The organism is Polaromonas sp. P1_F9, from assembly GCF_056405615.1.
Genome location: NZ_JBFUBT010000001.1, coordinates 346,732 through 370,348 on the forward strand (window position 1 = coordinate 346,732; position 23,617 = coordinate 370,348).

Annotated in this window: 21 protein-coding genes, 1 tRNA gene and 1 pseudogene; 11 read left to right on the forward strand and 12 right to left on the reverse strand. The window is 62.0% G+C overall.

Going from position 1 to position 23,617, the window contains the following annotated elements:
- Positions 1-98: 98 nt before the first annotated feature.
- The 7 genes from AC1DYR_RS01590 to AC1DYR_RS01620 all read left to right on the forward strand — a co-directional run bounded on the left by AC1DYR_RS01590 (position 99) and on the right by AC1DYR_RS01620 (position 6,994).
- On the forward strand, positions 99-1,094 hold the full coding sequence (locus AC1DYR_RS01590) for a DnaJ C-terminal domain-containing protein (protein WP_477703548.1): 996 nt from the start codon (positions 99-101) through the stop codon (positions 1,092-1,094).
- Positions 1,091-1,405 carry a chaperone modulator CbpM gene (locus AC1DYR_RS01595; protein WP_477703549.1) on the forward strand — a complete coding sequence of 105 codons (315 nt, stop codon included), beginning with the start codon at positions 1,091-1,093 and terminating at the stop codon, positions 1,403-1,405. Before AC1DYR_RS01590 ends, AC1DYR_RS01595 begins: the two co-directional genes overlap by 4 nt.
- Before the next feature lie 77 nt (positions 1,406-1,482).
- Positions 1,483-2,583, forward strand: a complete 1,101-nt coding sequence (locus tag AC1DYR_RS01600; RefSeq protein ID WP_477703550.1) for a DNA alkylation repair protein — start codon at positions 1,483-1,485, stop codon at positions 2,581-2,583.
- A 121-nt stretch (positions 2,584-2,704) separates the two neighbouring features.
- Positions 2,705-3,211, forward strand: a complete 507-nt coding sequence (locus AC1DYR_RS01605; RefSeq protein ID WP_477703551.1) for a CreA family protein — start codon at positions 2,705-2,707, stop codon at positions 3,209-3,211.
- 110 nt (positions 3,212-3,321) lie between these two features.
- On the forward strand, positions 3,322-4,041 hold the full coding sequence (locus tag AC1DYR_RS01610; protein WP_477703552.1) for a glutathione S-transferase N-terminal domain-containing protein: 720 nt from the start codon (positions 3,322-3,324) through the stop codon (positions 4,039-4,041).
- A 59-nt stretch (positions 4,042-4,100) separates the two neighbouring features.
- Positions 4,101-5,993, forward strand: coding sequence for a PAS domain-containing hybrid sensor histidine kinase/response regulator (locus AC1DYR_RS01615; protein ID WP_477704112.1), 1,893 nt, complete (start codon positions 4,101-4,103; stop codon positions 5,991-5,993).
- Between the two features lie 287 nt (positions 5,994-6,280).
- Positions 6,281-6,994, forward strand: coding sequence for a YebC/PmpR family DNA-binding transcriptional regulator (locus AC1DYR_RS01620; protein WP_477703553.1), 714 nt, complete (start codon positions 6,281-6,283; stop codon positions 6,992-6,994).
- A gap of 36 nt (positions 6,995-7,030) precedes the next feature.
- On the opposite strand, the gene AC1DYR_RS01625 is transcribed toward AC1DYR_RS01620, so the two are convergent.
- The 5 genes and pseudogenes from AC1DYR_RS01625 to AC1DYR_RS01645 all read right to left on the reverse strand — a co-directional run bounded on the left by AC1DYR_RS01625 (position 7,031) and on the right by AC1DYR_RS01645 (position 12,835).
- Entirely contained in the window at positions 7,031-7,963 is a 933-nt protein-coding gene (locus tag AC1DYR_RS01625; protein ID WP_477703554.1) for a histone deacetylase family protein, read from the reverse strand.
- Between the two features lie 276 nt (positions 7,964-8,239).
- Positions 8,240-10,840, reverse strand: coding sequence for an ATP-dependent chaperone ClpB (gene clpB, locus AC1DYR_RS01630; RefSeq protein ID WP_477703555.1), 2,601 nt, complete (start codon positions 10,838-10,840; stop codon positions 8,240-8,242).
- A gap of 149 nt (positions 10,841-10,989) precedes the next feature.
- Positions 10,990-11,107: pseudogene (locus AC1DYR_RS01635) on the reverse strand (molybdenum cofactor biosynthesis protein MoaE); the annotation flags it as partial.
- A gap of 67 nt (positions 11,108-11,174) precedes the next feature.
- Entirely contained in the window at positions 11,175-12,260 is a 1,086-nt protein-coding gene (locus tag AC1DYR_RS01640) for a class I SAM-dependent methyltransferase (protein WP_477703556.1), read from the reverse strand.
- A gap of 2 nt (positions 12,261-12,262) precedes the next feature.
- A complete protein-coding gene (locus AC1DYR_RS01645) occupies positions 12,263-12,835 on the reverse strand; it encodes a molybdenum cofactor biosynthesis protein MoaE (RefSeq protein WP_477703557.1) in 573 nt (190 codons plus the stop codon).
- A 318-nt stretch (positions 12,836-13,153) separates the two neighbouring features.
- Here AC1DYR_RS01645 and dapA point away from each other — a divergent pair, with 318 nt between their 5' ends.
- On the forward strand, positions 13,154-14,083 hold the full coding sequence (dapA, locus tag AC1DYR_RS01650; protein ID WP_477703558.1) for a 4-hydroxy-tetrahydrodipicolinate synthase: 930 nt from the start codon (positions 13,154-13,156) through the stop codon (positions 14,081-14,083).
- 21 nt (positions 14,084-14,104) lie between these two features.
- On the opposite strand, the gene AC1DYR_RS01655 is transcribed toward dapA, so the two are convergent.
- The 6 genes from AC1DYR_RS01655 to AC1DYR_RS01680 form a co-directional block, all read right to left on the reverse strand.
- Positions 14,105-14,356 (reverse strand): MoaD/ThiS family protein, encoded by a 252-nt coding sequence (locus tag AC1DYR_RS01655; protein ID WP_477703559.1) that lies wholly within the window; start codon positions 14,354-14,356, stop codon positions 14,105-14,107.
- A gap of 21 nt (positions 14,357-14,377) precedes the next feature.
- Complete coding sequence (locus AC1DYR_RS01660) at positions 14,378-15,643, reverse strand: molybdopterin molybdotransferase MoeA (RefSeq protein WP_477703560.1); 1,266 nt, start codon at positions 15,641-15,643, stop codon at positions 14,378-14,380.
- A gap of 60 nt (positions 15,644-15,703) precedes the next feature.
- Positions 15,704-16,252, reverse strand: coding sequence for a molybdopterin-guanine dinucleotide biosynthesis protein B (mobB, locus tag AC1DYR_RS01665; protein ID WP_477703561.1), 549 nt, complete (start codon positions 16,250-16,252; stop codon positions 15,704-15,706).
- 95 nt (positions 16,253-16,347) lie between these two features.
- On the reverse strand, positions 16,348-17,763 hold the full coding sequence (gene thrC / locus AC1DYR_RS01670) for a threonine synthase (protein WP_477703562.1): 1,416 nt from the start codon (positions 17,761-17,763) through the stop codon (positions 16,348-16,350).
- The gene (locus AC1DYR_RS01675) at positions 17,763-19,085 is read right to left on the reverse strand and encodes a homoserine dehydrogenase (RefSeq protein ID WP_477704113.1); all 1,323 of its coding nucleotides are present in this window, start codon (positions 19,083-19,085) and stop codon (positions 17,763-17,765) included. The genes thrC and AC1DYR_RS01675 overlap by 1 nt, the downstream gene beginning before the upstream one ends.
- A gap of 97 nt (positions 19,086-19,182) precedes the next feature.
- A complete protein-coding gene (locus AC1DYR_RS01680) occupies positions 19,183-20,406 on the reverse strand; it encodes a pyridoxal phosphate-dependent aminotransferase (protein WP_477703563.1) in 1,224 nt (407 codons plus the stop codon).
- Positions 20,407-20,603: 197 nt separating this feature from the next.
- Between AC1DYR_RS01680 and AC1DYR_RS01685 the strand changes: the two genes are divergently transcribed.
- The 3 genes from AC1DYR_RS01685 to AC1DYR_RS01695 all read left to right on the forward strand — a co-directional run bounded on the left by AC1DYR_RS01685 (position 20,604) and on the right by AC1DYR_RS01695 (position 23,463).
- Complete coding sequence (locus AC1DYR_RS01685) at positions 20,604-21,002, forward strand: Mth938-like domain-containing protein (protein ID WP_477703564.1); 399 nt, start codon at positions 20,604-20,606, stop codon at positions 21,000-21,002.
- Between the two features lie 123 nt (positions 21,003-21,125).
- Positions 21,126-21,602, forward strand: coding sequence for a peroxiredoxin (locus AC1DYR_RS01690; RefSeq protein ID WP_457280423.1), 477 nt, complete (start codon positions 21,126-21,128; stop codon positions 21,600-21,602).
- Between the two features lie 178 nt (positions 21,603-21,780).
- A complete protein-coding gene (locus AC1DYR_RS01695; RefSeq protein ID WP_477651082.1) occupies positions 21,781-23,463 on the forward strand; it encodes a PhoH family protein in 1,683 nt (560 codons plus the stop codon).
- 78 nt (positions 23,464-23,541) lie between these two features.
- On the opposite strand, the gene AC1DYR_RS01700 is transcribed toward AC1DYR_RS01695, so the two are convergent.
- Positions 23,542-23,616 (reverse strand) — tRNA-Val (locus tag AC1DYR_RS01700).
- Between the last annotated feature and the right edge of the window lies 1 nt (position 23,617).

The window sequence follows — 23,617 nt, forward strand, 5'->3', positions numbered from 1 at the left end:
ATGGTCTAAACGGGTTCTCAGGCATTTGGCTGACAATCGCGCCGGCACTTATCCGCTATGGTGACTGGCAGGTAAACCATCCCTGATGAAAGTGTTTCATGGAATTCAAGGATTACTACAAGGTCATGGGCGCAGAGCGCAGTGCCACGCCCGACGAGATCAAAAAGGCACACCGCAAGCTGGCACGCAAATACCATCCCGACGTCAGCAAGGAAAAAAACGCCGAGGCACGCTTCAAGGAAATCGCCGAAGCCTACGAGGTGTTGCGCGATCCTGAAAAACGCACCGCTTACGACCAGTTGGGCGCCAACTACCAGGCCGGGCAGGACTTCCGCCCGCCGCCGGGCTGGAACCCGGGGCAGGCCTCGGGAGGTGCCGCCGGCGCTCCCCATTTTGGCGGAGCCGAAGGTTTTGACCACAGCGACTTTTTCGACGCCATCTTCCGCGGCATGGGCGGAGGGCCGCAAGGCCGGGGTGGTTTTGACGAAATGCGCGGCAGCCGAAGCTTTGACATGCATGGCCAGGACCAGCACGCCAAAATCCAGATCGACATCGGCGACTCCTACAGCGGCGCCACGCGCAAGCTGCAGTTGCGCATGCCGATGGAGAGTGAAGCAGGCGTGACGATGCAGGACCGCAGCATCGAGTTCGTCATCCCCAGGGGCATACGCGCAGGCCAGCACATTCGCCTGGCGGGCCAGGGCTCTCCCGGTATGGGTCAGGGCAGCCCGGGCGACCTTTACCTGGATGTTGAATTTCTGCCGCATGCCCTGTACCGTGCCGAGGGCCATGACGTGTACATGAATCTGCCCGTCGCGCCATGGGAAGCCGCGCTGGGCGCAGAGGTGGAAGTGCCCACGCCCACCGGCGAGGTGGAGCTGAAAATCCCGGCGGGCTCTGCCGGCGGGCGCAAGCTCAGGCTCAAGGGGCGCGGGCTGCCGGGCAAGACCCCGGGAGATTTTTATTTTGTGCTTCAGGTGGTCCTGCCGGCCGCGGACACGGATGCGGCAAAGAAAGCGTACGAAGACATGGCGGCGGCATTCAAGGCCTTCAGGCCGCGCACCGCCCTGCAAACCTCGGGAGCCAAGGCATGAACACCCCCACCCGCTACCTCGCCGGCTTCATCCTGGAAGACCAGGATGAACTCACCCTTGACGATCTCTGCCGGGCCTGTGCCGCGCAGTCGGAGCTCATCGTGGACCTGGTACACGAAGGCCTGCTGGTGCCGATGGGAGAGGCTCCTGAGGTCTGGCGCTTCACCGGCGTGCACTTGCACCGCGCCACCGTGGCCGTGCGCCTGCAGCGCGACCTGGGGGTGAACCCAGCCGGTGCGGCGCTGGCACTGGAACTGATGGACGAGCTGGACAGCCTGCGCCGACAGCTGCACCGTCTGCAGGACAACTGACCCACCGGCGCGGGCAATCTTTTATGTAGGACAGTTGATGGCGCTCGCTGCCAAAGCAGCATGGGAGAATTCGCGCCATGTCCACCGAAGCCGTGCCGGCCCTGAAAAACATCTTTGACAAGGTGCGCTATCGCCACATCGCGACGGAAACCGCTGCGGTCTACCCACGTTTTGACAGCAAAAAGTTTCTCTCGCTCGCGCTGCCCGGCCTGGACGACCTTTCGCTGATGCAGCGCCTGCGCCGCACCAGCGAGTGCCTGCACGCCACATTGCCGGCTGACTTCCCAAAAGCCATCGCCGTCCTGCGCAAGCTGGCCCCGCGCATCAACAGCGGCTTTGTCACCCTGGTGCTGCCGGATTATGTGGGCCTGTATGGGCGCGATGACTTCGATACGTCGATGGAGGCGTTGAAGTTTTTCACCGCCTTCGGCTCCTCGGAATTCGCCATCCGCGAATTCATCCGCCAGGACCCTGCGCGCACGCTGGCCGTGATGAAGGCCTGGGCCAAAGACGAGAGCGAGCACGTGCGGCGCCTGGCCAGCGAAGGCAGCCGCCCTCGCCTGCCCTGGTCTTTCAGGCTGGATGCGCTGATGGCCGATCCCGAACTAGCCGCGCCCATCCTGGACGCACTCAAGGCCGACAGCAGCCTCTACGTTCGTAAATCGGTGGCCAACCACCTCAACGACATCACCAAGCTGCATCCTGACTGGGTGCTGGAGCGCCTGAAGGGCTGGCCGCGGGACAATCCGCACACCGCGTGGATTGCCCGGCACGCGCTGCGCACACTGATCAAGCAGGGCGACAGGCAGGCGCTGGGTGTGATCGGCGCCGGTAAAAAGGCGAACGTCGACATCACCGGTTTGTCCGTCACCCCGAAGAAACTCACCCTGGGTGAGCCGATGTCACTGTCGTTCACGCTGCAATCCACCTCGCGCCAAAGCCAGCGGCTGGTGGTGGACTACGCGGTGCACTACGTCAAGAAATCGGGCAGCAGCTCGGCCAAGGTATTCAAGCTCAAGGAGCTGACGCTGGCTGCCGGCGAAAGCGTGCAGCTGTCACGCAGCCAGGTCGTGCGCGACTTCACCACCCGTGTGCACCATGCCGGGCGGCACGCGGTGGACATCATGGTCAATGGGGAATGCCTTGCGAGCGGGCATTTTGACCTGGTGAAGGCCTGAAATGGCTGCAGCCCAATAAGGACGAGCGCAAGCAGCTATCAAATATATAGCACTCCGATATACTACGCTGACGCCCACCGCCGCCCTTCCGATTCCCATACCAAGCACCAAGGACATGTTCATGCGCCCACTCACCCTGCAACGATTCAGCCCCGCCTACTGCGCCCTCAGCCTGGCGCTGCTTCTGTCCGCCTGCGGAGGCGCCGGCGGTGAAGAGATCGGCGCGGTCGACACAGTCTTCAAACTCATCGGACCGGACCATAAAATCGTGGTGGAAGCCTATGACGACCCCAAGGTGAGCGGCGTCACCTGTTATGTCTCGCGCGCCAAGACGGGCGGTATCAAGGGCGCATTCGGCGTGGCCGAAGACAAGGCTGAAGCCTCGATAGCCTGCCGGCAGACCAGCGTGATCAGTTTCCCGGGAGGCAAACCGATCGATAAGCAGGAAGAAATGTTCAGCGAACGCATTTCGCTGGTCTTCAAAAAGCTGCGTGTGGTGCGCATGGTGGACACCAAACGCAACACCCTCGTCTACCTCACCTATTCCGACCGTGTGATCGAAGGTTCGCCGCAGAACAGCGTGACAGCTGTTCCGGTGCCGGCGGGCACGGTGATACCGGTGAAGTAAAGGGCCGGCCACGGTCTTCGCGGCTGGCGGGCCTGAATACCCCCGCTGGCCGGCGGGACTAGCGTACGGTGCCATCGGCGTTTTCACTTTTGACAACAGAATTTCCACCCATGACCCAAACCACCGCCACCTCCCTGACCGATTTCCCCATCACCCGGAAATGGCCTGCCCAGCACCCTGACCGCATCCAGCTGTATTCGCTGCCCACGCCCAATGGCGTCAAGGTATCGATCATGCTGGAAGAGTGCGGCCTGCCCTATGAACCGCACCTCGTTGACTTTGGCAGCAACGACCAGATGTCGCCGGCCTTTGTGTCGCTGAACCCGAACAACAAGATCCCGGCCATCATTGACCCCAATGGGCCAGGCGGCAAACCACTGGGACTGTTCGAGTCCGGCGCCATCCTGATCTACCTTGCCGAGAAGACCGGGAAATTCCTGCCAACGGACGCAGCAGCCCGCTACGAAACCATCCAGTGGCTGATGTTCCAGATGGGCGGCATCGGCCCGATGTTTGGCCAGCTCGGCTTTTTCCACAAGTTCGCCGGCAAGGACTATGAAGACAAGCGCCCGCGCGACCGCTATGTCGCCGAATCCAGCCGACTGCTGGGTGTGCTGAACCAGCGGCTCGAAGGGCGCAGCTGGATCATGGGCGACGACTACACCATTGCCGACATCGCCACCTTCGGCTGGGTGCGCAACCTGATCGGGTTTTATGGCGCCGGTGAACTGGTGGAAATCCAGAAATTCCCCAACGTGACGCGCGTGCTCGACGCGTTTGTGGCGCGCCCTGCCGTCGTCACGGGTCTGGGCATACCCGCGCGCGGCTGACGCCCCCACGCGAACACGGCCGATAGGCCGGGATGGTCAAATTGGCTATCATGGCGGGCATGTCCGCCAAGCCAGCTCCTAGCCCGGAACAGATTACAACGGATCGCTTTCGCCTGCTGGTGGATGCGGTGCAGGACTACGGCATCTTCATGCTCGACACCGCGGGCAACGTGATGTCCTGGAATATCGGCGCCCAGCGCATCAAACAGTACCGCGCCGACGAGATCATCGGCCGCAATTTCTCCACCTTTTACCCTCCTGAGGCCGTCGCCGCCGGATGGCCCGCCGAGGAGTTGCGCCGCGCGGAAAGAGATGGGCGCTTCGAGGAAGAAGGCTGGCGCATCCGCAAGGACGGCAGCCGTTTCTGGGCCAATGTCGTCATCACCGCGCTCAGGGACGAGAACGGAAAACTCGCCGGCTTCGGCAAGGTCACACGCGACCTCACGGAACGCCGGGCTCACGAGGAAGCGTTGCGCGAGAGCGAGGAACGCTTCAGGTTCATGATCGAAGGGGTGCGGGACTACGCGATCTTCATGCTAAGCCCCGACGGCGTGATCGAGAGCTGGAACAGCGGCGCGCAGCTCATCAAGGGCTACAGCCCGAGCGAAGTCATCGGCAAACATTTCAGCCTGTTTTACCGTCCTGAAGACCTGGAGGCCGGCAAACCCCAAGCCGAACTGAAGGCGGCCCTGGAGCATGGCCGGGCTGAAGAAGAAGGCTGGCGCGTTCGCCGGGACGGCTCGGTGTTCTGGGCCAATGTGGTGATCGCCCCGGTGTATGACACGGGCCGGCAACTGCGCGGCTTTGTCAAAGTCACACGCGACATGACCGAAAGGCGGCGCCTGTATGAGCTGGAAAAGTCCAGCAAGCGCATGAGCGAGTTCCTGGCCATGCTGGCGCACGAGCTGCGCAACCCGCTGGCGCCCATCCGCAACGCCATCACCATCCTGCAACTGGAGCCCTCTCCCAGCCCGCTGGTCCGAAGCAGCCGCGACATGATTGACCGGCAGCTCACGCACATGACACGCCTGGTCGACGACCTGCTCGATGTCGGGCGGCTGACGACCGGCAAAATCCGCTTCAAGGCGGAGCAGGTTTCCTACAACCAGGTGGTGGCCCGCTCCATTGAGGCCGTGCGCCCCTTGTTCGACGCCCGCCGCCACCGCCTGACGACGGACATCCCGACAGCGTCGATCCTGGTTCAAGGAGATGCCACGCGGCTTGCGCAGGTCCTGCAAAACCTGCTGATCAATGCGGCCAAGTACACCCCCGAAGCGGGCCTGATTGCGCTGAAGGTCTGGCAGGAAGGCACGCAGCTGTATACCTCGGTCAGCGACAACGGGCTGGGCCTCTCGTCCGAGGCGCTCAGCCAGATCTTCGAGCTGTTCTCCCAGGGCGACGCGCAGACCGCCGCGCGGGAAAGCGGGCTGGGCATCGGCCTGACGCTGGCACGCTCCCTGGTGGAAATGCACGGCGGCGCATTGCATGCTGAAAGCGAGGGCCCCGGCCGCGGCAGCACATTCACTTTTTTCCTGCCCCATGCGCAGATAGGCGTGCACGGCACCGATGACGCAAGCGGCCCCGGCGCAGCCATCCTGGTGGTGGACGACAACCGCGATGCCGCCAACAGCCTGGCGGAGATTCTCAGGCTGATGGACTGCCAGGTGAAAGTGGCCTACGACGGCCCCGCCGCGCTGGAGCTTTTTCGCCAGCAGGCGCCCCAGGCCGTTTTGCTGGACCTCGGCATGCCGGGAATGAACGGTTACGAGGTACTGGCAGCCTTGCGCGCCCTGCACGGCGGCGAGCAGGTGACAGTCGCGGCCCTCACCGGCTTCGGCACGGACGAAGACAAAAGCCGCGCGCTGGCCGCCGGGTTCGACGAGCACCTCACCAAGCCGCTGGACTTCACCGCCCTGCAGGCATTTCTGCAGACCGCCGGCGTGACAATTTGAGCGTTTGGGCGGCCAGGAAGGCTATTTCTGCCCCTTTTCAGGCATAAAAAAGGCCTGCAGCCTAATAGCACCGTGCGCCAGCAGCTATCAAATAGATAGCAATTCCAGGAACACCAATGTGTGTAGCTCGCCCGCAAGGCCCGCCGGCAGGCCGCCTTGGCCATGGGTGTATAACCAGAGCCCTCGGTTCCGCGCTTTTCACCACCCCGCGCGTGGCCGCTTACCTCACATCAATAAGCATCAAGCCGGGCGCATCGGGCGCCACGACACACCAAGGAAGATCAAACATGGGCGCGCAGTGGAAAGCAAAAGGCAAGGAACTGGCCGCAAATGCCAAAGGCAAGGTATTTGGAAAACTGGCCAAGGAAATCATGGTGGCCGCGCGCAGCGGTGCCGACCCGTCATTGAACGCCCGCCTGCGGCTGGTGGTGGAGCAGGCCCGCAAGGTCTCCATGCCCAAGGACACGCTGGAGCGCGCCATCAAAAAAGGCGCCGGCCTCACGGGCGATGCGGTTCATTTTGAACATGTGATCTACGAAGGTTTTGCCCCGCACCGCGTGCCCGTCATGGTCGAATGCCTGACCGACAACCTGAACCGCACAGCATCCGAAGTGCGCGTGTTGTTTCGCAAGGGGCAACTGGGCACTTCCGGCTCGGTGTCCTGGGATTTTGACCACGTGGGCATGATTGAAGCCGAACCTGCCGCAGCAGGCGCCGACCCCGAGCTGGCCGCCATCGAAGCAGGGGCCCAGGACTTTGAGCCGGGCGAAGAAGAAGGCATCACCCTCTTCCTGACCGACGCAGTCGACCTGGACCTGGTGAGCCGCGCACTGCCGGCCCAGGGTTTCAGCGTGCTGTCGGCCAAGCTGGGCTACAAGCCGAAAAACCCGGTCGATCCGGCCACCCTCAGCGCCGCCGAACTCGAGGAAGTCGAAGCCTTCCTGGCCGCCATCGATGCCAATGACGATGTGCAGACCATTTATGCGGGCCTGGGCAGCTAGGGCCTGGCTGTTTGCGTTCCGCGGGCTCGCCCCTGATCAGTTGCCCATCAGCGCGCGCACATGCGCCGCCGTGCCGCTGGCCAGGCCTTCCATGCTGTAGCCTCCCTCGAGGACGGAAACCACGCGGCCATCGGCGGTTTCATCAGCCACCCTCATGAGCTCCCGGGTGATCCAGTGGTAATCGTCGTCCGTGAACTGCAGGCCGCCCAACGGGTCCAGATGATGGGCATCGAAACCCGCGGAGATGATCAGCAGCCCGGGTGCGAACTTGCGCAGGGCCGGTAACAACTGATCGGTCATCGCGGCGCGGAAGGCGGCGGAGCCGGTGCCCCGCGGAAACGGCACATTCACGATGTTTCCGGCCACGCCGGTTTCATGGCGCGCGCCGGTGCCGGGGTAAAACTGGGACTGGTGGCAGGAACCGTAGAACAGGTCCGGGTCGTCGTAGAACGAGTTCTGCGTGCCGTTGCCGTGGTGCACGTCGAAGTCCACCACCGCAACACGCTCGATGCCGTGCCGCTCGCGCGCGTGCAGCGCTGCAATGGCCGCCTGGTTGAACACGCAAAAGCCCATGGCCTGGTCTGCCTCGGCATGGTGGCCGCAGGGGCGGGTAGCGCAAAAAACGTTGCTCGCCTCCCTTGTCACCACATCGTCCACGCCGGCACAGGCCGCGCCCACGCAGCGCATCACCGCCTCCAGCGATCCCGGCGACAGGATGGTGTCACCGGCATCGAGTGCGCGGTAGCCCTCGGCCGGCGACACCGCCTGCACCTGCTCGACATAGCCGGGTGTGTGCACGTGGAGCACCTGATCGAACGAGCCCAGCGGCGCATCGCGCCAGACCGCCTTCGCAAACTCCGGCGTCTTCAGTGCCTGCAGCACGGCTTCGAGGCGCTCGGGCGACTCCGGGTGGTGCGGGCCGGGCTTGTGGTTGAAGCAGGCCTCGTGGGTGTAGATCAGGGTGCTCATGGGTGTTTGTCTCCTTTGCAGCGCCGGCGCCGCCATGCAGTCGATGGTTTTGATGGCTGCGGGTTTTTGTACGGTCTCGTGAATGACTTTAACGGATCATGGCCGCAAGCAGCTCTGCCTGCCGCCTCAGACGGCGGGCAAGAAAAAACCCGTTGCCTGCGTGTGCAGGAACGGGGTTTTGTCTTTTTCACATCAGAAATGGCCACTAACCCTCGGCTGGCGGGCGCGAGCAGCTATCAATTCGATAGCAAGCTTCAGGCGCCGCTCAGCCCGGCCTCAGCCGGCCGACGCTTCGAAGCTGAACACCCCGGGATTCTGGATCGGGTCCACATCCACCGGGATGGTGCTCTTGGGCGGGAACTTGCCCTCAAGCAACAACTTCGACAGCGGGTTTTCAATGCGCTGCTGAATCGCTCGCTTGAGCGGACGTGCACCAAACACCGGATCGAAACCGACCTTGGCGAGCTCGGCAATCGCCGCTTCCGACACCTCCATGTTGAGGTCCATCTTCTGCAGGCGCGCGATCAGCGTACGCAGCTGGATGCGGGCGATGGACTCGATGTTTTTCGCGTCGAGCGAATGGAACACCACGGTCTCGTCGATACGGTTCAGGAACTCGGGCCGGAAGTAGTTCTTCAGCTCGCCCTCCACCGCTTCCTTCACATCCTCATACGGCTGGCCCACCATGGACTGGATGATGGGCGAGCCGATGTTGCTGGTCATGACGATCACGGTGTTCTTGAAGTCCACAGTGCGGCCCTGGCCGTCGGTCAGGCGGCCATCGTCCAGCACCTGCAACAGCACATTGAAGACATCGGGGTGGGCTTTTTCCACCTCATCGAGCAGCAGCACGCTGTAGGGCTTGCGGCGCACGGCTTCGGTCAGGTAGCCACCCTCCTCGTAGCCCACGTAGCCGGGAGGCGCGCCAATCAGGCGGGCTACCGAATGTTTTTCCATGAACTCGCTCATGTCGATGCGGACCAGGTGGTCTTCGCTGTCAAACAAAAAACCAGCCAGCGCCTTGCACAGCTCGGTCTTTCCGACACCCGTAGGACCGAGGAACAGGAAAGACCCGGTGGGCCGGTTCGGGTCGGACAGACCCGAACGCGAGCGGCGGATGGCATTGGCCACGGCACCGATGGCTTCGTCCTGGCCGACCACACGTTCGTGCAGCTTGCCTTCCATGAGCAGCAGTTTGTCACGCTCGCCCTGCATCAGCTTGCTGACGGGAATGCCGGTGGCGCGCGCCACGACCTCGGCGATCTCTTCGGCGCCGACCTGGGTGCGCAGCAGCGTAGGCGCGTTGGACTTGCCTTTGTGGGCTTCGCTGTCCTGCGCTTCTTTCAGGCGTTTTTCAAGCGCCGGCAGCTGGCCGTATTGCAGCTCGGCGACTTTGTTGAAGTCGCCTTTGCGGGTGAACTCCTCGATCTGAAAGCGGATGCGGCCGATCTCCTCCATCACGTCCTTGGAGCCGAGCGCCTGGGCTTTTTCGGCCTGCCAGATTTCATCGAGGTCGGATATCTCTTTTTGCAGCTTGGCGATCTCCTCTTCAATCAGGTCGAAGCGCTTTTTCGAAGACTCGTCTTTTTCGCGGCGCACGGCTTCGCGCTCGATCTGCAGCTGGATCAGGCGGCGGTCGAGCTTGTCCATGACCTCTGGCTTGGAGTCCATCTCGATCTTGATCTTGGCCGCGGCTTCATCGATCAGGTCGATGGCCTTGTCGGGCAGGAAACGGTCGGTGATGTAGCGATGGCTCAGCTCGGCCGCGGCCACGATGGCCGGGTCGGTGATCTGCACGCCGTGGTGCTCTTCGTATTTCTCTTGCAGGCCGCGCAGGATGGCAATCGTCGCCTCCACGCTCGGCTCGCCCACCAGGATTTTCTGGAAGCGGCGCTCCAGCGCGGCGTCTTTTTCAATGTACTTGCGGTATTCGTCGAGCGTGGTGGCACCGACGCAATGCAGCTCGCCACGCGCCAATGCCGGCTTGAGCATATTGCCCGCGTCCATGGCGCCTTCTGCCTTGCCGGCGCCCACCATGGTGTGCAGCTCGTCGATGAAGACGATGGTCTGGCCTTCGTCTTTGGCCAGCTCGTTCAGCACTGTCTTCAGGCGCTCTTCAAATTCGCCGCGGAACTTGGCGCCGGCCAGCAGCGCCGCCATGTCCAGGCTCAGCACACGCTTGCCCTTGAGCGAATCCGGCACTTCACCCGCGACGATGCGCTGGGCCAGGCCCTCGACGATGGCGGTCTTGCCGACGCCGGGCTCGCCGATCAGCACCGGGTTGTTCTTGGTGCGGCGCTGCAGCACCTGGATCGCGCGGCGGATTTCATCGTCGCGGCCGATGACCGGGTCGAGCTTGCCCAGTCGGGCGCGCTCGGTCAGGTCCATGCAGTATTTCTTGAGGGCTTCGCGCTGGCCTTCGGCGTCGGCGCTGTTCACGCCCTGCCCGCCGCGCACGGCGTCGATCGCCGCTTCCAGCGCCTTGCGGGTCAGGCCGTTTTCCTTGGCCAGCCGGCCCACGTCGCTCTTGCTGTCGGCCACAGCCAGCAAAAAGAGTTCACCGGCGATGAACTGGTCATTGCGCTTGATGGCTTCTTTTTCAGTGGCCTGCAGCAGTTTGGCGAGGTCGGAACTGACCTGGATCTGGTCCTGGCCCTCTACCTGTGGCAACTTCTTGACAGCAGCATCAGCTGCCTGCGTGAGGCCGCCGACGTTGACGCCGGCTTTTTCCAGCAGGGCGCGCGGCCCGTCGTCCTGGCGCAGCATGGCAGCCAGCAGATGAACCGGCTCGATATAGCCGTTGTCACTGCCCAGCGCGAGGGATTGCGCATCGCTCAGGGCTTCCTGGAATTTGGTGGTGAGTTTGTCTTGTCGCATTGAATTTGACTCCGCAAAAAGGGCTCCGGGGCTCACGAAGGAGCGGTTATTGCCAAGTTTGGGGCTTTTGCGCGCCTTTTCAAGTCATTCAGCCGCAAGCACGGCAAGCCATTGGGCTGCGTTTGATGTGCGTCAAGCCCGCGCCCGGTTCAGGCATCGGCGCTGATGCCCCATTTCCCCAGCGCCGCGTCGTCACTGACCCGGGGCATCCACCCAGCGGGCGCCTTCCGGCGTTTCTTCTTTCTTCCAGAAAGGCGTCTGGGTTTGCCCCGCCGCCAGCCGCTTTCCCTGATGCCAGCACTGAATTCAGGCCCCGCGGACATGCATGCGCTTATCAGCGACGTTGACCGATCATCTCCTGGATCGAAGGCCAGTGATTGGAGAACAGGTTGAGCTTGTCGGCCTTGTCGTCATGCAGGCAGGCGTAGTCCAGGGCGACGAATTCCTTGTACAGGCTGTCCTGGTTGTCCAGCAGATAGGTGGACGCAGGGTCCAGATTCTGGATCACGGCCAGTCCCGTGGGCGCGCTGGCAATCGTGTGAATTCGCAGATCGGGTCTGTACTTTTTCAACAGCACGATTAGACGCCAAACATCCCCGCTCCAGCGGCTGGAGCGGGGTTCCCGCCCTGCCGATTCGGCATCCACCGGATAACAGTCATGGACCAGAATGACAGAGTCCGGCCGGCAAAACCGTTCAAGGTGCGCGAAGTCCCGCATGGCGAATTCAAACTGGTGCATTCCGTCGATAAACGCCAGGTCCACAGGCCGTCGGCCCAGCTCAACTCCCAGATCATGGCTGGCAAAAAAGTCGTCGCTGGTCATCTTGAACACTTTCATGTTGGGCTCAAGCGGCCATGTGATCTTGGGGTCCGGGTCTACGCCAACCACGGCCTCTGCCGACTGGGCCAGCTTCAGCGAAGCCCCCTCGAATACACCAATCTCCACATAGGTGCGGGGCTTCACATGTTCAACGATGCGGGTCAATACGTCGAAATAATAGTCACCCGGCAAGCGCAGCTGGCTCAGCAGGAAAAAGATCGGTACTGAAGCGGGATCCAGCTCGCGCGCCTTCTCACAATGCGTTAATGCCTTCGTACTGTCCCCCATCGCGTGCCAGCACTGCGCGAGTTCAAAGTGGCAGGTTGCCCGTTCAGCCCCGGCCGCCCGCGGCAACGATTGTTCCAGATCGGCAATCGCTCCCCCCGGATCATTGGACAGGCGCTTCACCACGCCCCTGAGCAACAGGGCATTCGCGTGAGCCGGAGACCTCTGGATCAGCGCGTCCAGTACTTCGCGGGCGATATCAAGCTCTGAGCGCTGAAACAGCGCCTGGGCTAACTGCAAGTCTTCCTGGTCCCTGCGTGCCCCGGTCTTGAACAGGCTTTTGAATATATTGAATATGAGCATGGCGCTTTCCAAAATCAGGCATTGGGGGAGTCTATCCCCCAACGTGCCAGGGCCTCATCGTCGCGAATCCGGGCATCCACCCAGCGGGCGCCTTCCGGCGTTTCTTCCTTCTTCCAGAACGGCGCCTGGGTTTTCAGGTAGTCCATCAGGAATTCGCAGGCCTTGAAGCTTTCGCCGCGATGGGCTGACACTACGGCCACCATCACCACCTGGTCCAGCGGCTGCAACAGGCCGACACGATGGATGACGCGGGCGCCAAAAATATCAAAACGCGACATCGCCTCATCGATCATGGCCTCGATGGCTTTTTCGGTCATGCCCGGGTAATGCTCGAGTTCCATGGAAAGTACTTCTCCCGCGTCGGCCGACGAACGCAGCGAAGGGCCGCCCCGAGCAAGTTCAGCCCCCTCGGGGGGCAGCGAGGACACGCCAGTGCCGAGCGTGGGGGCCATATTGCGGTCCCGAACCGTGCCGGTGAAAGTGCAGACGGCGCCGACGCGCTTGTCGTTTGCGCGCAGCGCGGCAACTTCATCGGCGAGGTTGAAGTCGTCGGTGGTGATGAGGACGCGGGGGGAAGACTGGGCCATAGTGGCAATTTTGCCACTGGGCCAACCAGGCCGGTGTCTATTCGACGCCGAAACCGGGCCAGAACCCACCTCGTCAAGTAATATTGGGCGCATGACTGGCCACATTCACCTCCTTGCCACCCGGACGCCCGACAGCGCCCGTGGCTGTGAGGCGTGCGCCAGCAAATCGAAAAAACCGTTGCTCATTTGACCGGGGCTGCGGTTCCGTCGTCGAATGAGCGATGGAGCCGCCGGTTACTTCTTCCCCTCTTTTGCGGACACCTTCTCTTGTTCTGATGGCGGCCTTCCAAGCCGGTCAGTTTTTCAGGATGTGTATTCATGCAAACAGCGCTTAACGTCAATCAGGCCGATCAGGCAAATCAAGCAACTCGGGCAACTCGGGCAACTCACGATTTCTCGGGACTGTGGATCCCGCTCGTTACCCCGTTTGACCAGGACAAGGTCGACTACGGGGCCTTGAAGCGCCTGGTAGCGTACTACCAGGCCAGCGGCATCGCCGGGCTGGTGGTATGCGGCTCTACCGGTGAAGCTGCCGCGCTCAGCGATGAAGAGCAACTCGAGGTGCTGCAAACCGTGATGGCCGAAGCCCCTGACCTGCCGGTGATCATGGGTTTGTCTGGCTACCACCTGGGTAAAACGGCTGCGCGCGTTTGTGCTTTGAGCCAACTGAACCTTGCGGGCATCTTGCTGCCGGCGCCCAGCTATATCCGGCCGTCACAAGAGGGACTGATCGAATGGTTTACCACCCTGGCCGATGCCAGCGCGGTGCCGGTGGTTCTTTACGACATTCCCTACCGCACAGGCAGCCAGATGGCGCTTGAGACCATCCGGGCGCTGGCGGCGCACCCGCGCATACAGGCCGTCAAGGATTGCGGGGGCGACACGGCAAAAACGCGGGCACTGATCGCCGATGGGCAGTTGCAGGTGCTGGCCGGTGAGGATGCGAACATCTTCACGACCGTGGCAGCAGGCGGCCGGGGCGCTATCGCGGCAGCGGCGCATTTGCATACGTCGCGATTTGCGGAAATTGTTCAGCGCCTTCGAGCGGGTGACGTGGCCGGGGCCGAGGCTTTGTGGAAACCGCTGCCGCCGCTGATTGAAGCCCTGTTTGCCGAACCCAATCCGGGCCCGCTCAAGGCATTGCTGGCGCGGCAGGGTTTGTTGCGCGAAGAGTTGCGCAGCCCGATGACGCGGGCATCGGCAGTGCTGGTAGAGCGGCTTGCGCGACTGGATGCGCTGGTGGTTTGAACCGCAGCGCGGCGGCCTGGATCAACCGCCAGTGACGGGCGGGAAAAAGGCGACTTCGCAGCCCTCGCTGAGCGCGGCGGATTCGTCGCTCATGACCTGGTTGAGCGCCATGCGCACCGACTTGCCGCGTGCGAGCGCTGCGGCATGCGCGGGCGTTGCCGCAAGCAGTTCATCGCGCAGTGCGGCCAGCGTGCCGGCAGAGGTGTCGCGCAGCTCGCTGCCCTGCCCTATGGCTTCGCGGATGGAGGCAAAGTATTTGACGGTGATTTTCATGGGGGCCTTGTCAAGCTGCCTTTACGACATCAGCGCCGAAAACGGGAAGAACTGCACCACATCGCCCTGCGCAATGGTCTGGCCGGCCGGGTTGTCGATCACGCCATCGCCCCAGACCGCCGAAGTCAGCACGCCCGAACTCTGGTTGTTGAAGAGTTCCAGCCCGCCGGCGGCGTTGCGCTTCACACGCAAGAACTCGCGGCGCTTGTCGGCTTTGGGCCAGTCGAAATGCGCTATGGCCGCAGTGGGGCGAACGGCGGTTTCGGCGGCGCCCTGCAGCTTGAGCAGGAAGGGCCGCACCAGCACCAGGAAGGTCACAAAACTGGACACCGGGTTGCCAGGCAGGCCGATGAAGTGAGAGCCTGCAATCTTGCCGTAGGCGAAGGGCTTGCCCGGCTTCATGGCGATCTGCCAGAGCGCCAGTTCGCCCAGCGCCTGGACGGCGGGCTTGATGTGGTCTTCTTCGCCCACCGACACGCCACCGCTGGTGAGGATCAGGTCGTGCTGCTCGCTGGCGCCTTTGAGCGCTGCGATGGTGGCGTCCAGGCGGTCGGGCACGATGCCCAGGTCGGTGACCGTACAGCCCAGGCGCAGCAGCAACGCGCGCAAAAAGAAACGGTTGGAGTTGTAGATGGCGCCGGGCTTCATGTCGGCGGGGGCGACTTCGCCGGGCATGACGAGCTCATCGCCGGTGGAAAAGAGGGCCACGCGAACGCGTGGGGCCACTTGCAGTTTGTCGAAACCGATGCTGGCGGCAAGACCGAGCGAGGCCGGCGTCAGGCGCTCGCCACGGTGCAGCACCGCGGCGCCCGAGGTCACGTCTTCACCACGGCGGCGAATCCATTGACCGGACTGGGGCCGCACCTTGATGCGCACGCCAGCGTCCACCACATCGCAGTCTTCCTGCATCACCACTGCATCAGCGCCCGGCGGAATGGGCGCACCGGTGAAAATGCGCGCCGCGGAATTCGCCGCCAGCGCATGCCCGCTGCTGCCGGCCGGAATACGCTGGTTGACTTGCAGCACCGCATCGGCTGACCAGTCGGCAGCACGCACCGCGTAGCCGTCCATGGAACTGTTGTCGTGTGCCGGTACATCAAGGCTGGACACCAGATCCTGGGCCAGCACCCGGCCGTCGGCATCGAAGGTGGAAACCGTCTCGGCGCCGGGCAGTAATGCCGCGCGGTCCAGTAACTCGGCCAGCGCCTGGTCCAGCGGCTTCAAGGGGGCCCGACCGGGCTGCGGTGCAGGCGCCGGGCCGGCGGGCATGGGGGAAACAGAACTCATGGTCAGGGTGTCCGGAACAAAAAACATGAACGGAACGAAAAATCCTGCTTTGGCGGATGTTTAACCGAAACGGTCTTCAAACGAATAGGCGAAGCGTTCCTGATTGTTGACCAGGTACTCCGCCACGGCGTCGGCATCGTCCAAATCCAGCAACGGGCGCAAGGTTGCTTGGGGCAGCTTGTCGGGTGCATCCGTGGCGACGGCGACGATAAAGTCGTCGTCCGGGTAGAGCGGAGGTTTACCGGCATAGTCGGCCGAGGGGGCACGCCAGACTTCGATCTTGAGGAGGTCGCTGCTCTTGAAGCCCTCTACCAGCACCCAGTCCACGCCACCGTACAGCTCGGCGATCAGCTGGTGAACGGTGAGCTCGGACGGCTTTTCAAATTCACGCATGAGCGCAAGCCGGTTTGGCGAGGCCACGACCACTTCAAAGGCACCGGCCTGGCGATGCCGGAAAGTGTCTTTGCCGGGATGGTCTATGTCGAACTTGTGGTGCGCATGCTTGACCACCGACACGCGCAGGCCTCTGGCTTTCAGTGCCGGGATCAGCTTTTCGACCAGTGTCGTCTTGCCCGAACCGGAATACCCGGCAAATCCGACCACGTTCATGATGTCGCTCTCACAGAAAGAAAGGCCGGAAGACGCCCAGGTTGCTATTAAAAATATAGCTGCTTGCGCAAGTCAGATAAGGGCTACAGCCCGATTTAATGTACATTTTCGGCAATGTAGCGTTTGATCACGGCCGCGTCAGCCGGCAGCACCACGACGCGTTTGGGCAGGGCCTCAATGCCTTCAAACTTCGCAGGCCGCGTGGGCAATTGGCCCAAGGCCTCTTCAATGGTGGCCGCGAACTTGATGGGCAAGGCGGTTTCCAGCACGATCATGGGCACACCGGGCTGGAGCTGCTCGCGCGCCACCTTCACGCCGTCGGCGGTGTGAGTGTCGATCATGGTGCCAAAGCGCTTGTAGGTGTCGCGGATGGTGGCCAGCCGGTCGGCATGGGTGCTCTTGCCGCTCACAAAACCGTAGCGCTGCGCGGCCGACTTGAAGGCGGCCTCAACGCTCAGGTCAAAGTAACCCTGGTTGCCGATCTGGTCATGGAACAAGGCTTTGGTCTTGCCGCCGTCGCGGCCCAGCAGGTCAAACACAAAGCGCTCGAAGTTCGAAGCCTTGGAAATGTCCATGGAAGGACTGGAAGTTTCGTGCGTGTCGGCGCTGCTGCGCACGCGGTAGACACCGGTGCGGAAGAACTCGTCGAGCACGTCGTTTTCGTTGGTGGCCACTACCAGCCTGGCTATAGGCAGGCCCATCATGCGGGCGACGTGGCCGGCACAGACGTTGCCAAAGTTGCCGGAAGGAACGGTGAAGTTGACCTTCTCCGTGTTGTTGCTCGTGGCCTGGAAGTACCCTGCGAAGTAGTACACCACCTGCGCCATCAAGCGCGCCCAGTTGATGGAGTTAACGGTGCCGATCTTGTATTGGCGCTTGAAGGCCAGGTCGTTGGACACCGCCTTGACGATGTCCTGGCAATCGTCGAACACGCCATCGACCGCGATGTTGTGGATGTTCTCATCCTGCAGGCTGAACATTTGCGCCTGCTGGAAGGGGCTCATGCGGCCGTTCGGCGAGGTCATGAAGACGCGCACGCCCTTCTTGCCGCGCATGGCGTATTCGGCTGCGCTGCCGGTGTCGCCGCTGGTGGCGCCCAGGATGTTGAGTTCTTCGCCGCGGCGTGCCAGTTCGTATTCGAACAGGTTGCCCAGCAGCTGCATGGCCATGTCTTTAAAGGCCAGCGTGGGGCCGTTGGACAGGGCCTCGAGGTAGAGGCCGTCTTCGAGCTTTTTCAGCGGGACGATGGCCTGGGTGCCGAACACTTCTTCGGTGTAGGTTTTGTTGCAGATGGCTTTGAGGTCGGTTGCCGGGATATCGTCGACGTAGAGCGAGAGGACTTCGAACGCGAGCTCGGCGTAAGACAGGCCGCGCCACTTCTGCAGCGTGGCAGCATCCACCTGCGGATATTGCTCGGGCAAGTAGAGGCCGCCGTCGGGCGCGAGGCCTTCGAGCAGGATTTCACAAAAGCGCTTGCGATCGGCGTGGCCGCGCGTGGAGATGTACAACATCAGGCCAGCTCCTCCTTGCGGATGCGGGTGATGGGCGCGAGCACCGTGGGCAACGCCTGCATTTGGGCCAGGGCTTCGTTCATCTTCGCTTCCACGCACTCGTGCGTGAGGATGATGAGGTCGGTGTGCGTGGAACCCACGCCGCCCACTTCATCGGCTTCGCGCTGCAGCACCGCATCAATGCTGATGCCCGCGCCGGCCAGGATCCCCGTGACCTTGGCCAGCACGCCGGCTTCGTCGGCGACTTTCAGGCGCAGGTAGTAGCTGGTGACAACTTCGGACATGGGCACCACGGGCAAATCGCTCATCGCGTCGGGCTGGAAAGCCAGGTGGGGCACGCGGTGTTCGGGGTCTGCGGTGTGCAGGCGGGCAATGTCCACCAGGTCGGCAATCACGGCGCTGGCGGTGGGCTCGCTGCCCGCGCCCTTGCCGTAGTACAGCGTGGTGCCGACGGCATCGCCTTGCACTACCACGGCGTTCATCGCGCCTTCAACATTAGCGATCAAACGTTTGGCGGGCACAAGGCTCGGGTGCACGCGCAACTCAATGCCGTTGGCGGCGCGCTTGGTGATGCCCAGCAGCTTGATGCGGTAGCCGAGTTGCTCGGCATAACGGATGTCTTGTGCGGCGAGACCCGTGATGCCCTCAACGTAAGCCTTGTCGAACTGCACCGGGATGCCGAAAGCGATGGCCGACATCAGCGTGACCTTGTGGCCGGCGTCCACGCCTTCGATGTCGAAGGTGGGGTCGGCTTCGGCGTAACCCAGGCGCTGCGCTTCTTTGAGCACGACGTCGAAGTCCAGGCCCTTGTCGCGCATCTCGGACAGGATGAAGTTGGTGGTGCCGTTGATGATGCCGGCGATCCACTGGATGCTGTTGGCGGTGAGTCCTTCGCGCAGGGCCTTGATGATGGGGATGCCGCCGGCCACCGCCGCCTCGAAGGCGACCATCACGCCCTTGCGGTGGGCCGCTGCAAAAATCTCGGTGCCGTGCACGGCCAGCAGCGCCTTGTTGGCGGTGACCACGTGCTTGCCGGCTTCGATGGCTTCGAGCACCAGTTGTTTGGCGATGCCATAGCCACCGATGAGCTCGATCACGATGTCGACATCGGGGCTGGCGACGACCTTGCGGGCGTCGTCCACCACCTGCACGCCTGGACCCACGGCAGCTTTGGCGCGCGCCACGTCGAGGTCGGCCACCATGGTGATTTCAATGCCGCGGCCGGCACGGCGGCGGATTTCTTCCTGGTTACGCTGCAACACGTTGTAGGTGCCGCTGCCCACGGTGCCAATGCCCAGAAGGCCTACCCGGATCGGGCTCAAATTCGTCGGTTTCATAGTCGCTTAGGTCTTGCTTTACGTTGATCTTGGAGTCCTGCCCTCAAAAGAGCGAGGAAAGAGGATGGGGCCGGATGCAGGGTCAAGTTCGGTTGTTGCGGTAGTTCTCGAGGAACTTCGCAATGCGGCCAATGGCTTCGCGCAGGTCTTCCTCATGCGGCAGGAAAACGATACGGAAGTGGTCCGGTTCGGGCCAGTTAAAGCCCGTGCCCTGTACCAGCATGACCTTGGTCTCCTTGAGGAGCTCCAGGAAAAACTGGCGATCGTCCTTGATCGGGTAGACCTTGGGATCGAGACGGGGAAACATGTAGAGCGCAGCGCTGGGCTTGACGCAGCTCACGCCCGGAATGGCGGTGATCAGCTCATAGGCCAGGTCGCGCTGGCGGCGCAAGCGCCCGCCTTCGCAGGTCAGGTCGTTGATGCTCTGGTAGCCGCCCAGCGCAGTCTGGATGGCCCATTGGCCGGGCACGTTGGAGCACAGCTTCATGTTGGCCAGCATGTTCAGGCCTTCGATATAGTCTTGCGCCTGCTTCTTGGGGCCGGACACCACCATCCAGCCGGCGCGGTAGCCACATGAGCGGTAGCTCTTGGAAAGCGAATTGAAGGTCACCGTGAGCACGTCGGTCGACAGGCTGGCGATGGCCGTGTGCTTCACGTCGTCGTACAACACCTTGTCATAAACCTCGTCCGCGAGGATGACCAGGCCGTGCTCGCGTGCAATGGCAACGATGCCCTTGAGGAGGTCGTCTGAATACAGCGCGCCCGTCGGGTTGTTGGGATTGATGACCGCAATGGCTTTGGTCTTTGGCGTGATCCGCGCGCGGATATCGTCCAGGTTGGGCATCCAGCCGTTGCTTTCGTCGCACAGGTAATGCACCGGCGTGCCGCCCGAGAGGCTGGTGGAAGCCGTCCACAGCGGGTAGTCGGGCGCCGGCAACAGCAGTTCGTCGCCGTCATCGAGCAAGGCGTTGGTGGCCATTGAAATCAGTTCGCTCGCGCCGTTACCGAGGTAAATGTCGTCCAGCGTGACGCCCTTGATGCCCTGCTTCTGTGTCTCGTGCATCACGGCCTTGCGCGCCGCAAAAATACCCTTGCTGTCCGAATAGCCGGCCGAGGCAGGCAGGTTGCGGATCATGTCCTGCTGGACTTCTTCGGGCGCATCAAAACCAAACACCGCCAGATTGCCAATATTGAGCTTGATGAGTTTTTGGCCTTCTTCTTCCATCTGCTTGGCGGCATCCATGATCGGGCCGCGGATGTCATAAAGGACGTTGGCCAGCTTGGCAGATTTGGTGATCGGTTTCATGCAGTTTTATCGGTATGTGGGCAGGGCCTCGGGCCCCACCATGCTGGCAACGGGGAAGAAGCGTCAGCACTGCGGCGGGAAATTCGGGCGGAATCTATAATTTGACCACATAAAAGGGGGTTTTCGCCTCTAAAACCCGTCAAACCGCCCCGTGCATCGGCGTCCTCCGCGCCATCGAAACGCCCAAATAATCCCGTATGAAACTTCAGCCAGACCGTCTCGATGTCCAGTCCATCCTTGGCTACGGTCCAGGCTGGGTCGGCCTGGGAAGCAACGGTATCGCGGAGAAAATCGAACACAGCATCGTGATTGGCTCAAGGGGCGAAAAATTTGAATGGAACTGCACGCGTTTTGAGCAACTCACGGCAGAGCATTTCGCCCTGCTTGCCGCGACGCAGCCTGAACTCGTGATTTTTGGCAGCGGCTCCCGGTTGCGCTTTCCGCCTCCGGCCTTCCTGCGCACGCTGATGCAGCGCCGCATCGGCGTTGAGACCATGGACACCTTGGCGGCATGCCGCACCTACAACATCCTCGCGGGAGAAGGCCGGCAGGTAATTGCTGCCCTGCTGATTGAAACAGAAGGAACAGAAGGCTGAAATGCCCCCTCTTTCAGGGTAAAATCTAGGGTTGCACTTGGCACCACATCCCAGGACTCGCGTCCGGGCCGGTTGCCAAAAGGCGCGGCTAATTACAACTACTTTCGTCAGGGTCTACTCAGTATGGCAGTCGTCGTCAATAAACCACTCCCCGAATTTGAAGCGATCGCCACGAGCGGCATCAAGGTTTCCAACACATCCCACCTCGGCAAAGTCGTTGTGCTGTACTTCTATCCCAAGGACAACACGCCGGGTTGCACCACGGAAGCCATGCAGTTCCGTGACCGCTACAAGGACTTCGTCAAGGCCGGCGCAACCGTGTTCGGCGTGTCCCGCGACAACATGAAATCCCACGACGAGTTCAAGTCCAAGCTTGAACTCCCGTTCGAGCTCATCGCGGACACCGAAGAAAAAATGTGCCACATGTTCGGCGTGGTCAAAAACAAGATCATGTACGGCAAGAAGGTCAAGGGTATCGAGCGCAGCACCTTCCTGGTGGGCGCCGACGGTCAGCTGAAAGAAGAGTGGCGCGGCCTGAAAGTGCCCGGCCACGTGGACGACGTGCTCAAGGCCGTCAAGGCACTCAAAAAGGCTGCCTGAAACAGCCCTGACGCCAGTTAGCAACAAAGAATTGCAAAGGATTGCCCTGTCACGCGAGTTGTGCATAATGAACTCATGCTGTTGACCTTCGCAACTGCGCCAAAAGAACAAGCCGCCCTGGTTTCAAGGCGGCTTTTTCGCTTCTGGAACCCTTCTTTTTTAGAGAGTTTTAAGCACTATGCCCCTGCCCCCCGCCCCGACCAAACGTGCCGCCCTGCTCTCCCCCGACGCGCTTGACGCGCCCGCCCGCTCGCCCTCCAAAGCACGCAAGACGGAAAGTGCCGAATCCGCCCAGAAACCCCCGGTGATGGACCTGTTTGACAGCCGCGCTGCAGGGGATGGCAGCCAGCATCCGTCAGCGTTTCAAGGAAAAGAGCCCGCCAACCCTTCAAGGACGAGCGCAAGCAGCTATAAAAAAGAGAGCATTCCACTGCCGCAGCCGGCTGCCAGGCCCAAAAAGGCCAAGCGCACCGGCCCTACCAAGCTGTTCGTGCTCGACACCAATGTGCTGATGCACGACCCGATGTGCCTGTTCCGGTTTGAGGAGCACGACATCTTCCTGCCCATGATCGTGCTTGAAGAGCTCGACGGTCACAAAAAGGGCATGACCGAGGTGGCGCGCAACGCCCGCCAGACCAGCCGGACGCTGGACGCGCTGGCAGGCACCCAGGGCGCCGACATTGCCAAAGGCCTGAAACTCGACACCACCGGCCACCCGGAAGCCGGCGGCTGCCTGTTCTTCCAGACCAAACCGCTGGATTACACCCTGCCCATGAGCTTGCCGCAGGGCAAGGCCGACAACCAGATCCTGGGTGTGGTCGAGGCCTTGCGCAAGGAATACGCGCCGCGCGAGGTGGTTCTGGTGTCCAAGGACATCAACATGCGCGTGAAGGCCCGCGCGCTGGGCCTTGCCACCGACGACTACCAGAACGACAAAACCCTGGAAGACGGCGACCTGCTGTATTCCGGCTCGCTGGCTTTGCCGGCGGACTTCTGGACGCGCCAGAGCAAAACCATTGAAAGCTGGCAGCAGGGCAGCCACACCTTCTACCGCATCACGGGCCCCATCGTGGGCAGCCTGCTGATCAACCAGTTTGTATTTTTCGAGGCCCCCGGCGAGCCGCCGCTGTATGCCCGTGTGACGGAAATCCGGGCGAAAACCGCCGTCCTGAAAACCCTGAAGGACTACAACCACCTCAAAAATGCGGTCTGGGGCGTCACCACGCGAAACCGCGAGCAGAACTTTGCCATGAACCTGCTGATGGACCCGGAGGTGGACTTCGTCACCCTGGCCGGCACGGCGGGCACGGGCAAGACGCTGATGGCGCTGGCTTCGGGCCTGACTCAAGTGCTGGACGACCGCCGCTACACCGAAATCATCATGACGCGCGCCACAGTCTCGGTCGGCGAAGACATCGGCTTCCTGCCGGGCACTGAAGAGGAAAAAATGGGCCCCTGGATGGGCGCGCTGGACGACAACCTGGAGGTGCTGGGCAAAACCGACAGCGGCTCGGGCGAATGGGGACGCGCCGCCACCAACGAGCTCATTCGCTCGCGCATCAAGGTCAAGAGCATGAACTTCATGCGCGGCCGCACCTTCCTGAACAAGTACGTCATCATCGACGAAGCGCAAAACCTGACGCCCAAGCAGATGAAAACGCTGATCACGCGGGCCGGTCCGGGCACCAAGATCATCTGCATGGGCAACCTGGCGCAGATCGACACACCGTACCTGACCGAGGGGTCTTCAGGCATGACCTTTGCCGTCGACCGCTTTAAAGGCTGGCCGCACGGTGGGCACATCACGCTGGCCCGCGGTGAGCGCTCGCGACTGGCTGATTTCGCGAGCGAAGTGCTTTAAGACTGGAAACTGCGCTGTCGGCGCAGAAAATGAAAAAGGCCAAGTCTTGCGACTTGGCCTTTTTTGTTCTTCAAATTCTGGTGGGCGGTGCAAGTTTCGAACTTGCGACCCCTGCAGTGTGAATGCAGTGCTCTACCCCTGAGCTAACCGCCCT

Bases quoted from the DNA above. Each gene is read 5' to 3' on its own strand.
- AC1DYR_RS01610 (WP_477703552.1), top strand. From the start codon at position 3,322: ATGACCCAAACCACCGCCACCTCCCTGACCGATTTCCCCATCACCCGG.
- clpB (WP_477703555.1), bottom strand. From the start codon at position 10,840: ATGCGACAAGACAAACTCACCACCAAATTCCAGGAAGCCCTGAGCGAT.
- AC1DYR_RS01590 (WP_477703548.1), top strand. From the start codon at position 99: ATGGAATTCAAGGATTACTACAAGGTCATGGGCGCAGAGCGCAGTGCC.
- AC1DYR_RS01660 (WP_477703560.1), bottom strand. From the start codon at position 15,643: ATGAGTTCTGTTTCCCCCATGCCCGCCGGCCCGGCGCCTGCACCGCAG.
- thrC (WP_477703562.1), bottom strand. From the start codon at position 17,763: ATGTTGTACATCTCCACGCGCGGCCACGCCGATCGCAAGCGCTTTTGT.
- AC1DYR_RS01695 (WP_477651082.1), top strand. From the start codon at position 21,781: ATGCCCCTGCCCCCCGCCCCGACCAAACGTGCCGCCCTGCTCTCCCCC.
- AC1DYR_RS01625 (WP_477703554.1), bottom strand. From the start codon at position 7,963: ATGAGCACCCTGATCTACACCCACGAGGCCTGCTTCAACCACAAGCCC.
- AC1DYR_RS01645 (WP_477703557.1), bottom strand. From the start codon at position 12,835: ATGGCCCAGTCTTCCCCCCGCGTCCTCATCACCACCGACGACTTCAAC.
- AC1DYR_RS01655 (WP_477703559.1), bottom strand. From the start codon at position 14,356: ATGAAAATCACCGTCAAATACTTTGCCTCCATCCGCGAAGCCATAGGG.
- AC1DYR_RS01615 (WP_477704112.1), top strand. From the start codon at position 4,101: ATGTCCGCCAAGCCAGCTCCTAGCCCGGAACAGATTACAACGGATCGC.
- AC1DYR_RS01595 (WP_477703549.1), top strand. From the start codon at position 1,091: ATGAACACCCCCACCCGCTACCTCGCCGGCTTCATCCTGGAAGACCAG.
- dapA (WP_477703558.1), top strand. From the start codon at position 13,154: ATGCAAACAGCGCTTAACGTCAATCAGGCCGATCAGGCAAATCAAGCA.
- AC1DYR_RS01685 (WP_477703564.1), top strand. From the start codon at position 20,604: ATGAAACTTCAGCCAGACCGTCTCGATGTCCAGTCCATCCTTGGCTAC.
- AC1DYR_RS01690 (WP_457280423.1), top strand. From the start codon at position 21,126: ATGGCAGTCGTCGTCAATAAACCACTCCCCGAATTTGAAGCGATCGCC.
- AC1DYR_RS01680 (WP_477703563.1), bottom strand. From the start codon at position 20,406: ATGAAACCGATCACCAAATCTGCCAAGCTGGCCAACGTCCTTTATGAC.
- mobB (WP_477703561.1), bottom strand. From the start codon at position 16,252: ATGAACGTGGTCGGATTTGCCGGGTATTCCGGTTCGGGCAAGACGACA.
- AC1DYR_RS01605 (WP_477703551.1), top strand. From the start codon at position 2,705: ATGCGCCCACTCACCCTGCAACGATTCAGCCCCGCCTACTGCGCCCTC.
- AC1DYR_RS01620 (WP_477703553.1), top strand. From the start codon at position 6,281: ATGGGCGCGCAGTGGAAAGCAAAAGGCAAGGAACTGGCCGCAAATGCC.
- AC1DYR_RS01600 (WP_477703550.1), top strand. From the start codon at position 1,483: ATGTCCACCGAAGCCGTGCCGGCCCTGAAAAACATCTTTGACAAGGTG.